This is a genomic window from Kitasatospora sp. NPDC088742 (assembly GCF_055584905.1).
Genome location: NZ_JBVJLD010000017.1, coordinates 68,609 through 82,542, shown reverse-complemented (window position 1 = coordinate 82,542; position 13,934 = coordinate 68,609). Strand labels below are relative to the sequence as shown.

The window sequence follows — 13,934 nt, the reverse complement described above, 5'->3', positions numbered from 1 at the left end:
GCGCACCGCGCCCGTCCACCCCCGGCCCCCGTCCGCCCTCCCGGCCTGCGGCCTTCTCGCCGGACACACACTCCGTCAGGTCCGACCGGCCAACGGTTGCGCGGCCGGTCGCGTTCCCGGAGCACCGGGGTGTTGACCTATCGTACGGACCACCGACCGGTACACCGCGCACCCCCCGACCGAGCGAGCCGTGACATGCAGAAGACCCTGATCGTCACCAACGACTTCCCGCCCCGCCCGGGCGGGATCCAGGCGTTCGTGCACAACATGGCCGTCCGGCAGCCGCCGGGCAGCGTGGTGGTCTACGCGTCGACCTGGCGGGACGGTACGGAGGTGGCCCGGTTCGACGCCGAGCAGCCGTTCCCGGTGGTCCGGGACCGGACGAAGATGATGGTGCCGACGCCCCGGGTGACCGCGCGGGCCGCCGAGATCCTGCGGGCCGAGGGCTGCGACTCGGTCTGGTTCGGCGCGGCCGCCCCGCTCGGTCTGATGGCCCCGCGGCTGCGCCGGGCGGGGGCCGGGCGGCTGCTCGGCATGACGCACGGTCACGAGGCAGCCTGGGCCCAGCTGCCCGGCTCCCGGCAGCTGCTGAGACGGATCGGCGAGGGCACCGACGTGCTCACCTACCTCGGCGAGTACACCCGCTCCCGGATCGCCTCGGCGGTCGGCCCGGCCGCCGCCGCCCGGATGGTCCAGCTGCCGCCCGGCGTCGACGAGACCACCTTCCGGCCGGACTCCGGCGGGGACGCGGTCCGGGCCGCGCTCGGCCTGACGGACCGTCCGGTGGTGGTCTGCGTCTCCCGGCTGGTGCCGCGCAAGGGGCAGGACACGCTGATCGCCGCGCTGCCGCAGATCCTGCGCGACGTGCCGGACGCGGTGCTGCTGATCGTCGGCGACGGCCCGTACCGGGGCGAGCTGGAGAAGCTCGCCGAGCGCACCGGGGTGGCCGCCTCGGTCCGCTTCACCGGCGCGGTGCCGTGGTCCGAGCTGCCGGCGCACTACGGGGCCGGGGACGTCTTCGCGATGCCCTGCCGCACCCGGCGCGGCGGGCTGGACGTGGAGGGCCTGGGCATCGTCTACCTGGAGGCCAGCGCGACCGGCCTGCCGGTGGTCGCGGGGGACTCCGGCGGGGCCCCGGACGCGGTGCTGGAGGGCGAGACCGGCTACGTGGTGCCCGGCGGCTCCCCGGCGGCGGCCGCCGAACGGATCGTCAGGCTGCTGAAGGACCCTGAACTGCGCGCCACCATGGGCGAGGCCGGGCGGCGCTGGGTGGAGCGCTCCTGGCGCTGGGACCTGCTGGCCGGCCGGCTCACCTCGCTGCTCGCGCAGCAGTAGGAGGAACACGGCTGCGCCCCGCCAGGGGCGCGGGGAACTGCGCGAATCGGAAGGCGGCCCACCGCTGGATCGGAGCAGGTGCGCCAGTCGCAGGTGCTGCCGTTCCCCTGCGCGCAGTTCCCCGCGCCCCTGACGGGGCGTCGCTCGTGACGGGGGTCAGCGCCGGTAGAGGCCCTCGACCTCTTCGGCGTAGTCCTTCATCACCACGTTGCGCTTGAGCTTCAGCGAGGGCGTCAGGTGGCCGCTCTCCTCGGAGAAGACGGTGTCGAGGATGCGGAACTTCTTGACCGCCTCGGCCTGGGAGACGGCCTGGTTGCCGTCGTCCACGGCGGACTGGATGGTGGCCAGCAGGTCGGCGTCGTCCCGCAGTTCGGCCACGGTGGCGCCGGCCGGCTTGCCGTTGGTCTCCTTCCAGCGCGGGAAGAAGTCCTCGTCGATGGTGACCAGGCAGGCGATGAACGGCTTGCGGTCGCCGACCACCATGACCTCGCCGACCAGGGCGTGGGCCCGGATCCGGTCCTCGATCACGGCCGGGGCGACGTTCTTGCCGCCGGCGGTGACCAGGATCTCCTTCTTCCGGCCGGTGATGGTGAGGTAGCCGTCGGCGTCCAGGGTGCCGATGTCGCCGGTGGCGAACCAGCCGTCGCGCAGCGCCTCGGCGGTGGCCTCGGGGTTGTTCCAGTAGCCGGTGAAGACCTGAGGGCCCTTCAGCAGCACCTCGCCGTCCTCGGCGATCCGGGCCGAGGAGCCGGGCAGCGGCTGGCCGACGGTGCCGATCTTCGGCTTGTCGTGCGGGTTGAAGGAGGTGGCGGCGCAGGTCTCGGTGAGGCCGTAGCCCTCCAGGACGGTGAAGCCGACGCCCCGGTAGAAGTGGCCGAGGCGCTCGCCGAGCGGGGCGCCGCCGGAGATCGCGTGGGTGGCCCGGCCGCCGAGCGCGGCGCGCAGCTTGCGGTAGACCAGGCGGTCGAAGACCGCGTGCTTGAGCCGCAGGCCCAGCGGGGCGCCGCCGTGGTCCAGGGCGCGGCTGTAGGCGATCGCGGTGTCGGCGGCCTTGTCGAAGATCTTGCCCTTGCCGTCGGCCTGCGCCTTGGCCCGGGCGGTGTTGTAGACCTTCTCGAACACCCGGGGCACGCCGAGGATCAACGTCGGCCGGAAGGAGGCCAGTTCGGCGGTGACGTCCTTGATGTCGGAGACGTGGCCGAGCTTGATCGGGGCGATCGCCGCAGCGATCTCGGCGATCCGGCCGAGCACGTGGGCCAGCGGCAGGAAGAGCAGCACCGAGGCCTCGCCGGTGCGGAACAGCGGCTCCATCCGGGCCGTCACGTTCCCCAGCTCGGCCAGGAAGTTGCCGTGGGTGAGCTGGCAGCCCTTCGGGCGGCCGGTGGTGCCCGAGGTGTAGACGATGGTGGCGATCGAGTCGGCGGTCGCGGTCGAGCGGCGCTCCGTCACCGTGGTGTCGGCGACGCCCTTCCCGGCCTCGGCCAGCGCGGCCAGGGCGCCGTCCTCGATCTGCCAGGTGTGCTTCAGCTCCGGCAGCCGCTCGCGCAGCCCGTCGACCAGGGCGGCGTGCGTGGCGGTCTCGGTCACCACGGCGACGGCGCCGGAGTCACCCAGGATCCAGACCACCTGCTCGGCGGAGGAGGTCTCGTACACCGGCACGGTGATCGCGCCCGCGCACCAGATCGCGAAGTCCAGCACGGTCCACTCGTAGCGGGTGCGCGACATCACGCCGACCCGGTCGCCCGGCGTGACGCCGGCGGCGATCAGGCCCTTGGCGGCGGAGTGCACCTCGGCGAGGAACTGAGTGGCGGTCAGATCGGTCCACTGCCCGTCCAGCTTGCGGCTGACGACCGCGACGCCCGGGTGCTGCTCCGCGTTCTGGTGGACCAGATCGGAGAGGTTGCCACCGCTGGGTACCTGGTAGCGGGCCGGATTGCTGAACTCGAGCAAGGCTGCTCCTCGTCTGCGACGCTGCGGGACGGCAGGACGTTACTGCCCGGTAGGACGAATGGCCAGACTTGTTCGCCGAGGTGTTCGAAGCGTCACATCGTCCGGGTGCTCCGTTTCTGCCCGACTCGCACCTTACGACAGCGTAGGAATACCCGCCGGTAGCCCCTACCCGCTTGACCTGCGGTGACGCCCCCGGCGGCCGGTGCGCCCCCGGCGGCGCGATAGCCTTCCCTGGGCGCACACCCGAATGAGGACAGCGGAGGCCGTGCCATGGCGGAACACACCAGGTCGAGCATCACCATCGACGCGAGCCCGGCCGAGGTCATGGCGGTGATCGCGGACTTCGCCGCGTACCCCGACTGGACCGGCGAGGTCAAGGAGGTGGAGGTCCTCTCCACCGTCGAGGACGGCCGCGCCGCCGAGGTCCGCCTGGTGCTGGACGCCGGGGCGATCCGCGACGAGCACGTCCTCGCCTACACCTGGGACGGCGACCGCGAGGTCAGCTGGACGCTGGTCAAGAGCCAGATGCTCCGCTCCCTGGACGGCTCCTACACCCTGGCCCCGGCCGGGAAGGGCACCGCCGTCACCTACCAGCTCGCGGTGGACGTCAAGATCCCGATGCTCGGCATGATCAAGCGCAAGGCCGAGAAGGTCATCATCGACCGCGCCCTCGCCGGCCTCAAGAAGCGCGTCGAAGGCTGACGCCCGGTCAGGCCAGGTTCGGCAGGGCAGCGACCCAGGGGCGCGAGGAACTGCGCGAGTCCGGAAGGCGGCCCAGCGTGAGGTCGGGGCACGTCAGCCAGTTGCACGTGCTGCCGTTCCCCTGCGCGCAGTTCCCCGCGCCCCTGCGGGGCGCAGTCACGTCTCCCGTGAGAGGACCCGATGCGGACCATCCTGGTCAGTGGTGACGGCGCCGAGCTGGTGGCCGCCGCGACCGCGCTGCACCACGCCGGGCGGGGCCGGCGGACCCACCTGCTGGCCGCCGACGACCCGCACCGGGCGATGGACACCCTGCTCGGTGTGCGCCTCACCGCCGAACCGGCCCGCTACGCCGACGCCCTGACGGTGGCTCGGACCGACCCACAGGCCGCCTTCCGCGATGCGGTGCACGGCATCCAGGACGCGCTCGGCCCCGCCCTGGACCTGCTCGGCGCCACCCCGCTGGAGCGCGAGGAGCTCACCGCGCTCCCCGGCACCGCCCAGCTCGCCCTGCTCGGGGCGCTGCGCCGCGCCGAGGCCTCCGTCCTGGTGGTGGCCGCGCCCCGCCCCGCCGAGCTGATCGCCGCCCTCGCCCTCCCCGAGCAACTCGACCGCCACCTGGCCCGGCTGCTGCCCGAGCAGCGCCAGGCGGCCCGGGCGCTGCGCCCGCTGCTGGCCGCCGTCGCCGGGGTGCCGATGCCCGCCGACTGGCTGTTCGAGGCCCGCACCCGGGCGTCCGCCGCGCTGGCCGGGGCCCGGGCCGTGATCGAGGCCCCGACCACCACCGTCCGCCTGGTGGTCGACGCCGCCGCGCCCCGCCCGGAGGAGCTGCGCCGGGCCCGGGCCGGGCTGGCCCTGCACCGGCTGCGGCTGGACGCGGTGGTCGCCCAGCGCGCGCTGCCCGCCGCCGCGGTGGACTCCGCCGACCCCTGGCTGGCCGGCCGGGCCGCCCGTGAGCGGGACGAACTGGCCGCCCTGGCGGCGGAGTTGGACGTGCCGCTGCTGATCGGGCGTCAGCCCGAGCCCACCCTGGAGGCGGTGGCGGAGCAGCTCTACGGCGAGGGTGCCGCCCCCGCCGTCGCCGAGCACCCCTGGTGGGTGGAGGACCGGCTGGCCGAGGACGGTCTGCTGGTCTGGCACCTGACGCTTCCCGGCGCCGACCGCACGGAGCTCGACCTGGTCCGCCGGGGCGACGAGCTGGTGCTGGGCCTGGGCGACCACCGCCGGATCCTGTCGCTGCCCTCGGCGCTGCGCCGCTGCACCGTGAGCGGGGCGGCGCTGACCGACGGAGTGCTCTCCGTCCGCTTCGCCCCGGACCACGATCTCTGGCCGCGCGGGTAGTGTCGGCCGCCAACCACCAGTGAGGGAGGGCCCGATGGCCGAGGAGCAGTCAGACAGCGACCTGGTGGAGGAGGTCCGCAAGATCGCCGCCGCGGTGGGGGAGAAGGCCCAGGAGGCGGTGGGCCGCTGGCGCGAGCAGAACCCCGAGGTCTACGGCCACCTGGCCGCCGCCGGGGGCGAGCTGCTGGCCGCGTACCGGGCGGCGGTGGGCGGTCACGAGCGTCGCTGGTCGGCACCCGGACGCGCCGAGGCCGAGCACATCGACCTTGACGGACCGTCGGACAAGTAGTGAACCAACCAATCCTGGCGGGTGAAGCCATCGCTCCGTAACGTCACCGGATGGGGCAAAACGTACGACTCCTGAATGCTCATGGCCACACGCGCGGGAATTGTCTTCGAATAATGTATGAATCAGTGTGTACGGGAGCCCTCTTCTGCGGGTACCGTTCCGCTCAGCGGGAACGAGTGAATAGCTGAGGGAGACATGGCTCTGACCATCGGCGTCGATGTCGGCGGCACGAAGATCGCGGCCGGCGTGGTCGACGAGAACGGCGAGATCCTCGCCCGGACCAGGGTCCCCACCCCGGCGGATCCCCAGTGGGCGGTGGACGCCATCGCCCAGGCGGTGCGGGAGCTCAAGGAGCAGTACCCCGACGTGGCCGGCGTGGGTGTGGGTGCCCCCGGGTTCGTCGACCGCGAGCGCGCCACGGTGATCTTCGCGCCCAACATCGACTGGGAGAACGAGCCGCTCAAGACCCGGATCGAGGAGCTCACCGGCCTCACCACCGTGGTGGAGAACGACGCCAACTGCGCGGCCTGGGCCGAGTTCCGCTTCGGCGCGGCGGCCGAGCACTCCGACATGGTGCTGATCACCGTGGGCACCGGCATCGGCGGCGGCATCGTGCTCGACGGCCGCCTGCACCGCGGCCGCTTCGGCGTGGCCGGCGAGATCGGCCACCTCAACATGGTCCCGGACGGCCTGCTCTGCGGCTGCGGTGGCCACGGCTGCTGGGAGCAGTACGGCTCCGGCCGCGCCCTGCGCCGCTACGGCCGGGAGAAGGCCGCCGCCGACGCGGTGGCCGGCCGCCGGATGCTGGAGCTCAACGACGGCGTCGCCGAGACCATCCGCGGCATCCACATCACCGAGGCCGCCGCCGAGGGCGACCCGCTGGCCCTGGAGTGCTACGCCGAGCTGGCCGACTGGCTGGGCCGCGGCATGGCCGACCTGGCCGCCCTGTTCGACCCGGCCGTCTTCGTGCTCGGCGGCGGCGTCTCCGACTCCGGCGACCTGCTGCTCGACCCGGTCGCCAAGGCCTTCCAGCAGTACCTGACCGGCGGCGTCCACCGCCCCAAGGCCGAGGTGGTGCTCGCCTCCATGGGCTCCGCCGCCGGCATCGTCGGCGCCGCCGACCTGGCCCGCGTCTGAGCCTGCCGACGTCACGTCAAGGGCGGCCACCCGCAAGGGCGGCCGCCCTTGACGTGCCCGGCGGCGACCGCCCGGCCCCACCGGAGGGGCAGCCCCTAGACTCCTCGGATGGACACCACCCCGCCCGACCCGCTGACCGGCACCCTGCTCGACGACCGGTACCGGATCGAGCGGCGGATCGCGGTCGGCGGGATGGCCACCGTCTACCGGGCCACCGACGTCCGGCTGGACCGGACGGTGGCGGTCAAGGTGATGCACCCCTCGCTGGCCCGCGACGCCGAGTTCACCGGCCGGTTCATCCGCGAGGCCAAGGCCGTCGCCCGGCTCGCCCACCCCAACGTGGTGAACGTCTTCGACCAGGGCGCCGACGGCTCCTCGGTCTTCCTGGCCATGGAGTACGTCCCCGGCCGCACCCTGCGGGACCTGCTCCGCGACCGCGGCGCGCTGAGCGTGCGGGCCGCCCTGGACGTGCTGGAGCCGGTGCTCGCCGCACTCGGCGCCGCCCACCGGGCCGGGCTGGTGCACCGCGACGTCAAACCGGAGAACGTGCTGATCACCGACGGCGGCCTGGTCAAGGTCGCCGACTTCGGCCTGGTCCGGCTGCTCACCGGCTCCGACGGGGTGACCGAGACCACCAGCGCGAGCACCGTGCTGGGCACCGTCTCCTACCTGGCCCCCGAGCAAGTGCGGCCCGGGCTGCCCACCGACCAGCGGGTGGACGTCTACGCCGCCGGCATCCTGCTCTACGAGCTGCTCACCGGCAGCAAGCCGTACACCGGCGAGAACCCGATGCAGGTGATCTACCGTCACTTGCACGAGGACGTCCCGCCGCCCTCACGCACCGCCCCCGCCGCCGGCCCCGGCCTGGACGCGATAGTGGCCGCCGCCACCGCCCGCGATCCGCAGGGCCGCCCCTGGGACGCGGTCGAGCTGCTGGCCACCCTGCAGCGCGCCCGCCGCGCCCTGACGCCCGCTCAGCTGGACGCCGAGCCCCCGGCCTCGGCCCGCCGCAGCCCGCTGCACCCCACCACCGAGGCCACCTCGGTGATCGACCGGGTCGAGCGGACCAGCGTGCTGGACGTGCCGACCATGACGCTCACCCGCACTCGCCCGTACGACGAGCCCGCCCCCGTCCGGCCGGCCCGCCGCCGGCGCCTGCCGAGGAAGCCGCTGGTCTGGGGCTCGGTGCTGGCGGCGGTGCTGCTGCTGGTCGGCGGCACCACCTACGCCCTCTCCGAGGGGCTGTACGGCACGGTCCCCGGCGTCCTGACGCAGAGTCAGGAGCAGGCCGAGCGGACGCTGGAGGCGGCCGGGCTGGAGGGCAGTTACGTGCAGCAGTACAGCGAGAGCGTCCCGGCCGGGAAGGTGCTGGCCACCGATCCCGGGGTGGGCGCTCGGGTGCGCAAGAGCGATCCGGTGAAGGTCACCGTCTCCCGGGGGCCGGAGCGGGTGGCGGTGCCGCCGCTGCCCGGTCGGTCGCTGGATCAGGTGGACCGTCAGCTGGCCGACGCCCGGCTGACCCGGGGCACCGTCACCGAGCAGTACAGCGACACGGTGGCCCAGGGCGTGGTGATCTCGGCCGACCCGGCGCCCGGCACCCAGCTGGCGGTCGGCGCGCCGGTGGCCCTGACGGTCAGCAAGGGCATGCACCTGGTGCCGGACGTGTCCGGCCTGAGCAGGGCCGACGCGGAGCGCGCGCTCAGGGAGGCCGGCTTCACGATGAAGGGCGGCTTCGGGTTCGGCAAGGCCGGGCGGCAGAGCCCGGCGGCGGGACAGCCGGCCAGGCAGGGCTCCGAGGTGCAGGTCGACTTCGCCCTGCTGTGACGCGGGCCCGGCCGTGACGAAGGCTCAGCTGTGACGGGGGGTCAGCTGTGACAGGGGATCAGCGCAGCGGCCCGTCGCCGGGCTCCTCCTGGTAGGAGTAACGCTTCTCCGCCCACGGGTCGGCCAGGTTGTGGTACCCGCGCTCCTCCCAGAAGCCGCGCCGGTCGGCCCGCATGTACTCGACCGCCCGGACCCACTTCGGGCCCTTCCAGGCGTACCGTCCGGGCACCACCAGCCGGACCGGGAAGCCGTGCTCCACGGTGAGCGGCTCGCCGTCGTGGTGGGTGGCGAAGACGGTGGAGGCGTCGGCGAAGTCGGCCAGGCTGAGGTTGGCGCTGTAGCCGTACTCGGCCCAGACCATCACATGGGTGACGTGCTCGGCCGGGGGCACCAGGTCGAGCACGGTCGAGGCGGAGACGCCGCACCACTCGTTGTCGAGCATCGAGAAGCGGGTGACGCAGTGGAAGTCGCCGCGCACCGTCACCCGGGGGAGGGACTGGAACTCCTCGAAACCCCAACTGTGCTTCTCCGCCGAGGCGGTGGCCCCGAACACCTGGAAGTCCCAGGTCAGCGGCTTGAAGCGGGGGACCGGGCCGTAGTGCAGGACGGGCCAACCGCGCTGGAGCCGCTGACCCGGGGGGAGTCTCGGGTCAGCCGGCGGATCTGCTTCGCGTTCTGACTGACCCATGCCCCCATGGTGACAGACCGCCGCCGAGCCGCCGCGCCCACCCCTCCGGACGGCTCTCGAAAACCATCAAATCGGATAGTTCGACACAACTGCCACTAAGCGTGAACTTACTGGAAATGCACGGCAAAAGGGTGTCACGATGCGGTCAGCCGTACAGCTGAACAGAGCACAGGAGGGCACCGCCATGAAGGGCGACGCCGAGGTCATCGAGTTCCTCAACGAGCAGCTCACCGCAGAGCTGACCGCGATCAACCAGTACTTCCTGCACGCGAAGATGCAGGAGAACAACGGCTGGACGAAGCTCGCCAAGTACACCCGGCACGAGTCCTTCGACGAGATGAAGCACGCCGAGACACTGACCGACCGGATCCTCTTCCTGGACGGGCTGCCCAACTACCAGCGGCTCTTCCACGTCCGGATCGGACAGACCGTCAAGGAGATGTTCGAGGCCGACCGCCAGATCGAGGTGGAGGCTATCGACCGCCTCAAGCGCGGGATCGTCGTCATGCGGGCGAAGAACGACGTGACCTCGGCCAACATCTTCGAGGCCATCCTCGAGGACGAGGAGCACCACATCGACTACCTGGACACCCAGCTGGAGCTTCTGGAGAAGCTCGGCGAGGCGCTCTACCTGGCCCAGCTGATCGAGCAGCCCGAGTCCTGAGTCAGGAGCGGTCCTGAGGCCCGGACGTCAGCTCGTCAGGCCGCCCGGTCCTCCGACCGGTCCTCCGGCTCGGCGAGACCGAGCTTCGCGGCGAGCCGGGCGGTGGGGCAAGGGCGGGCGCCGTGCTCCCCGAGCAGTGCCTGTATCCGCCGCACGCAGGACCCGCAGTCGGTGCCGGCCTTGCAGCCCTGGGCTATCTGACGGGGGGTGACGGCACCGCCGTCGATCTCCCGCTTCACCTGCTCCTCGGTGACCGCGTGGCACATGCAGACGTACATAGCGGCCGCTCCCGGTGTCGTGCACTTTACTGAGCCTTACCTTACCTGGCTCCGGGGGCAACAGAAAGGCCCCTCCGCCGTTCCGGCGAAGGGGCCTTTCTCACACTGCCGTCAGTGGCCGCGGTACATCTCCGCGACCAGGAAGGCCAGGTCGAGCGACTGGCTGCGGTTCAGCCGCGGGTCGCAGGCCGTCTCGTAGCGCTGGTGCAGGTCGTCGACCAGCACCTCGTCGCCACCGCCGACGCACTCGGTGACGTCGTCACCGGTGAGCTCGACGTGGATGCCGCCCGGGTGGGTGCCCAGCGCGCGGTGCACCTCGAAGAAGCCCTTGACCTCGTCGAGCACGTCGTCGAAGCGGCGGGTCTTGTGGCCGCTGGAGGCCTCGAAGGTGTTGCCGTGCATCGGGTCGCAGATCCACACCGGCTGGGCGCCGGAGGCGGTGACCTTCTCGACCAGGGTGGGCAGGTGCTCGCGGACCTTGCCCGCGCCCATCCGGGTGATGAAGGTCAGGCGGCCGGGCTCGCGCTCCGGGTCGAGCCGCTCGATCAGGGTGAGCGCCTCGTCGACCGTGGTGGTCGGGCCGAGCTTCACGCCGATCGGGTTGCGGACCTTGGCGGCGAACTCGATGTGCGCGTGGTCCAGCTGCCGGGTGCGCTCGCCGATCCAGACCATGTGGCCCGAGACGTCGTACAGGTCGCCGGTGCGCGAGTCGGTCCGGGTCATGGCCGTCTCGTAGTCGAGGATCAGCGCCTCGTGCGAGGAGTAGAACTCGACCGTCTTGAACTCCTCGGGGGCCACCCCGCAGGCGTTCATGAAGGCCAGCGCGTTGTCGATCTCGCGGGCCAGCCGCTCGTACCGCTGGCCGGCCGGCGAGTTGCGCACGAAGTCCTGGTTCCAGGCGTGCACCTGGCGCAGGTCGGCGTAACCACCGGTGGTGAAGGCACGGACCAGGTTCAGCGTCGCCGCGGAGGCGTTGTACATCCGCTTGAGCCGCTCCGGGTCCGGGATCCGGGACTCGGGGGTGAAGTCGAAGCCGTTCACCGAGTCGCCGCGGTAGACCGGGAGGGTCACGCCGTCCCGGGTCTCGGTCGACTTGGAGCGCGGCTTGGAGTACTGGCCGGCGATCCGGCCCACCTTCACGACCGGCACCGAGGCCGCGTACGTGAGCACGGCGGCCATCTGGAGCAGGGTCTTGAGCTTGTTGCGGATCTGGTCCGCCGAGACGCCGTCGAAGGCCTCGGCGCAGTCGCCGCCCTGGAGCAGGAACGCCTCACCACGCGCCACGGCAGCGAGCCGGGAGCGCAGCTGGTCGCACTCGCCGGCGAAGACGAGGGGCGGATAGGACGCGAGGTCCGCAAGCACCTTGCGCAGAGCCTCTTGGTCCGGCCATTCAGGCTGCTGCGCCGCGGGCAGGGACTGCCAGGAGTGATGATTCGTCACGGTCACAGGGTCAAGGCTACGGGGTGTGACGTCCGAATCGTGACCACCGCCCGATGGGTGAGACACCGCGCGGACAAACGGGTGACCGGCTTCACTCCGCCGGGCGGGCCCGCTACGCTCTCCCCCATGACCGCGCCGCACACCTTCTCCTGGTGGTGGGCCAACCCCATGGGTGGCCCACGGATCGCGCGCTCCTAGACGCAGACGACGGCCGCCCCACGGGGCGGCCGTCGGCGTTTCACCGGACAGCAGGACGGCCTCCCGGAAGCGGAAAACCCAGACCGCAGACCCATCCGGAAGGACCCACCCACCGTGACTAGCCTCACCCCGCCGACCGATCTGTCCGCCCTGATCGCCCGCCTCGCCGCGCCCGGCGCCCCGGCCCACGCCCTGCTGCACCGCCGCACCCCCCGGCACGCCGTGGACACCGTCGAGGTCCTGGTCGGCACCGTCGGCGCGTACGACACGCTGGCCGCGCTGCCCGTCCCGGACGGCGCCCCGGAGGGCGGGGCCCGGCACGACCTGCTGGCCCTGGTGCCCTACCGGCAGATCCGCGAGCGCGGCTTCGACGCCCACGACGACGGCACCCCGCTCCAGGCGCTGCGGATCGAGGAGCAGTACGCCTTCCCGCTGGCCGAGGTGCTGGCCGCGCTGCCCGACCCGGTGATCGCGCTGGAGGGCGGGGAGTTCGACATCCCGGACGAGGAGTACGCGGAGATCGTCCGGCGGGTGATCGCCGACGAGATCGGCCGCGGCGAGGGCGCCAACTTCGTGATCCGGCGTGACTTCACGGCCCGCTTCGGCGAGTTCGGGCCCGCGACCCCGCTGGGGCTGTTCGGGCGGCTGCTGGAGCAGGAGCGCGGCGCGTACTGGACCTTCCTGGTGTACACCGGCGAGCACCCTGCCGGAGGCGGGCAGAGTCGCTACCTGGTCGGCGCCTCGCCCGAGGTCCACGTCCGGCAGAGCGGCGGCACGGTGGTGATGAACCCGATCTCCGGGACGTACCGCTACCCGGCCGAGGGCCCCGGCATCGACTCGCTGCTGGAGTTCCTGCACGACCCCAAGGAGCTGGAGGAGCTCACCATGGTGGTCGACGAGGAGCTCAAGATGATGTGCACCGTCGGCGACCTCGGCGGCCAGGTGCTCGGCCCCCGCCTCAAGGAGATGGCCCACCTCGCGCACACCGAGTACGAGCTGCGCGGCCGCACCTCGCTGGACGTCCGGGAGGTGCTCAAGGAGACCATGTTCGCCGCCACCGTGACGGGCAGTCCGGTGCAGAACGCCACCCGGGTGATCAAGCGCTACGAGCGTTCCGGGCGCGGCTACTACTCCGGCGCGCTGGCCCTGATCGGCCGCTCGGCCGGCGGCGGCCAGCAGCTGGACTCGCCGATCTGCATCCGCACCGTGGACATCGACCCCACGGGCGGCCTGGTGGTCCGGGCCGGGGCGACCCTGGTGCGGCACTCCGACCCGCACTCCGAGGTGGCCGAGACGCACGCCAAGGCCGCCGGGGTGCTCACCGCGATCGGCGCCCGCCCGGCCCCGGCCGGGCGGTCCGCCCGGCGCGGCGGCCCGGTGCTGGCCGACGACCACCGGGTGCAGACCGCGCTGGACTCCCGGCGGGCCCAGCTGGCCCCGTTCTGGCTGCGGATGCAGCAGCCGGCCGTGGTCACGGCCGAGCACGAGACGCTGGTGGTGGACGGCGAGGACACCTTCACCTCGATGCTGTCCCACCTGCTGCGCTCGCTCGGCCACCGGGTGCGGGTGCTGCGCTACGACACCCCCGGCCTGCGCGAGCTGCTGACGGCCCATCAGGGCCCGCTGGTGCTCGGCCCCGGCCCCGGGGACCCGGCCGACCCGGCCGACGCCAAGATGGCGGTGCTGCGGCCGATCGTCGCGGACGCGCTGGCCGCCGCCCGCGGCGGCGCCCGGACGGCCCCGCTGCTCGCCGTCTGCCTCAGCCACCAGCTGGTGAGCGCGGAGCTCGGCCTGCCGCTGGCCCGCAAGGACGTCCCGTACCAGGGCGCACAGGAGAGCGTGGACCTGTTCGGCACCCGGCACACCGTCGGCTTCTACAACACCTTCACCGCCCGCTGCACCGACGCCGACGCGGCCCGGCTGGCGGCGGAGGGCATCGAGGTGGCCCGGGCGGACGGCTCCGACGACGTGACCGCGCTGCGCGGCCCCGGCTTCGCCACGCTCCAGTTCCACCCCGAGTCGGTCCTCACCCGGGACGGCGTCTCGCTGGTCGCGGAGCTGCTGCGGGCGGCGGCGGTCACCGTCTGAGGG

At 72.8% G+C, this 13,934-nt stretch carries 12 protein-coding genes; 8 read left to right on the top strand and 4 right to left on the bottom strand.

Annotation, left to right across the window (positions count from 1 at the left end; all coding sequences use genetic code 11):
• Nucleotides 1-195 precede the first annotated feature (195 nt).
• Nucleotides 196-1,335, top strand: coding sequence for a glycosyltransferase family 4 protein (locus tag ACZ6ZR_RS16025; RefSeq protein WP_465642714.1), 1,140 nt, complete (start codon nt 196-198; stop codon nt 1,333-1,335).
• Nucleotides 1,336-1,491: 156 nt separating this feature from the next.
• On the opposite strand, the gene ACZ6ZR_RS16020 is transcribed toward ACZ6ZR_RS16025, so the two are convergent.
• Nucleotides 1,492-3,285, bottom strand: a complete 1,794-nt coding sequence (locus ACZ6ZR_RS16020) for an AMP-dependent synthetase/ligase (protein WP_465642713.1) — start codon at nt 3,283-3,285, stop codon at nt 1,492-1,494.
• Nucleotides 3,286-3,555: 270 nt separating this feature from the next.
• On the opposite strand from ACZ6ZR_RS16020, the gene ACZ6ZR_RS16015 reads away from it, so the two are divergent.
• The 5 genes from ACZ6ZR_RS16015 (at nt 3,556) to pknB (ending at nt 8,575) form a co-directional block, all read left to right on the top strand.
• Nucleotides 3,556-3,987, top strand: coding sequence for an SRPBCC family protein (locus ACZ6ZR_RS16015; RefSeq protein WP_465642712.1), 432 nt, complete (start codon nt 3,556-3,558; stop codon nt 3,985-3,987).
• A 180-nt stretch (nt 3,988-4,167) separates the two neighbouring features.
• A complete protein-coding gene (locus ACZ6ZR_RS16010) occupies nt 4,168-5,325 on the top strand; it encodes an ArsA family ATPase (protein ID WP_465642711.1) in 1,158 nt (385 codons plus the stop codon).
• Nucleotides 5,326-5,359: 34 nt separating this feature from the next.
• Nucleotides 5,360-5,614 carry a DUF5304 family protein gene (locus ACZ6ZR_RS16005; RefSeq protein WP_465642710.1) on the top strand — a complete coding sequence of 85 codons (255 nt, stop codon included), beginning with the start codon at nt 5,360-5,362 and terminating at the stop codon, nt 5,612-5,614.
• A gap of 195 nt (nt 5,615-5,809) precedes the next feature.
• The gene (locus tag ACZ6ZR_RS16000) at nt 5,810-6,751 is read left to right on the top strand and encodes an ROK family glucokinase (RefSeq protein ID WP_465642709.1); all 942 of its coding nucleotides are present in this window, start codon (nt 5,810-5,812) and stop codon (nt 6,749-6,751) included.
• A gap of 108 nt (nt 6,752-6,859) precedes the next feature.
• A complete protein-coding gene (gene pknB / locus ACZ6ZR_RS15995; protein ID WP_465642708.1) occupies nt 6,860-8,575 on the top strand; it encodes a Stk1 family PASTA domain-containing Ser/Thr kinase in 1,716 nt (571 codons plus the stop codon).
• 58 nt (nt 8,576-8,633) lie between these two features.
• Here pknB and ACZ6ZR_RS15990 read toward each other — a convergent pair whose 3' ends face one another.
• The gene (locus ACZ6ZR_RS15990) at nt 8,634-9,263 is read right to left on the bottom strand and encodes a sulfite oxidase-like oxidoreductase (protein ID WP_465642707.1); all 630 of its coding nucleotides are present in this window, start codon (nt 9,261-9,263) and stop codon (nt 8,634-8,636) included.
• Between the two features lie 184 nt (nt 9,264-9,447).
• On the opposite strand from ACZ6ZR_RS15990, the gene bfr reads away from it, so the two are divergent.
• Nucleotides 9,448-9,927 (top strand): bacterioferritin, encoded by a 480-nt coding sequence (bfr, locus tag ACZ6ZR_RS15985; RefSeq protein ID WP_465642763.1) that lies wholly within the window; start codon nt 9,448-9,450, stop codon nt 9,925-9,927.
• Between the two features lie 35 nt (nt 9,928-9,962).
• On the opposite strand, the gene ACZ6ZR_RS15980 is transcribed toward bfr, so the two are convergent.
• Together ACZ6ZR_RS15980 and ACZ6ZR_RS15975 are read right to left on the bottom strand one after the other, a co-directional pair.
• On the bottom strand, nt 9,963-10,205 hold the full coding sequence (locus ACZ6ZR_RS15980) for a (2Fe-2S)-binding protein (protein WP_465642706.1): 243 nt from the start codon (nt 10,203-10,205) through the stop codon (nt 9,963-9,965).
• Between the two features lie 111 nt (nt 10,206-10,316).
• Complete coding sequence (locus ACZ6ZR_RS15975; protein ID WP_465642705.1) at nt 10,317-11,651, bottom strand: class II 3-deoxy-7-phosphoheptulonate synthase; 1,335 nt, start codon at nt 11,649-11,651, stop codon at nt 10,317-10,319.
• A gap of 306 nt (nt 11,652-11,957) precedes the next feature.
• Between ACZ6ZR_RS15975 and ACZ6ZR_RS15970 the strand changes: the two genes are divergently transcribed.
• Nucleotides 11,958-13,931: an anthranilate synthase family protein gene (locus tag ACZ6ZR_RS15970; protein ID WP_465642704.1), complete on the top strand. Its 1,974-nt coding sequence runs from the start codon at nt 11,958-11,960 to the stop codon at nt 13,929-13,931.
• The last annotated feature ends 3 nt before the right edge of the window (nt 13,932-13,934 follow it).

Excerpts from the sequence above, each read along its gene's own strand:
- ACZ6ZR_RS16015 (WP_465642712.1), top strand. The coding sequence starts at position 3,556 with ATGGCGGAACACACCAGGTCGAGCATCACCATCGACGCGAGCCCGGCC.
- ACZ6ZR_RS15980 (WP_465642706.1), bottom strand. The coding sequence starts at position 10,205 with ATGTACGTCTGCATGTGCCACGCGGTCACCGAGGAGCAGGTGAAGCGG.
- ACZ6ZR_RS15990 (WP_465642707.1), bottom strand. The coding sequence starts at position 9,263 with ATGGGTCAGTCAGAACGCGAAGCAGATCCGCCGGCTGACCCGAGACTC.
- ACZ6ZR_RS16005 (WP_465642710.1), top strand. The coding sequence starts at position 5,360 with ATGGCCGAGGAGCAGTCAGACAGCGACCTGGTGGAGGAGGTCCGCAAG.
- bfr (WP_465642763.1), top strand. The coding sequence starts at position 9,448 with ATGAAGGGCGACGCCGAGGTCATCGAGTTCCTCAACGAGCAGCTCACC.
- ACZ6ZR_RS16000 (WP_465642709.1), top strand. The coding sequence starts at position 5,810 with ATGGCTCTGACCATCGGCGTCGATGTCGGCGGCACGAAGATCGCGGCC.
- ACZ6ZR_RS16010 (WP_465642711.1), top strand. The coding sequence starts at position 4,168 with ATGCGGACCATCCTGGTCAGTGGTGACGGCGCCGAGCTGGTGGCCGCC.
- ACZ6ZR_RS16025 (WP_465642714.1), top strand. The coding sequence starts at position 196 with ATGCAGAAGACCCTGATCGTCACCAACGACTTCCCGCCCCGCCCGGGC.
- pknB (WP_465642708.1), top strand. The coding sequence starts at position 6,860 with ATGGACACCACCCCGCCCGACCCGCTGACCGGCACCCTGCTCGACGAC.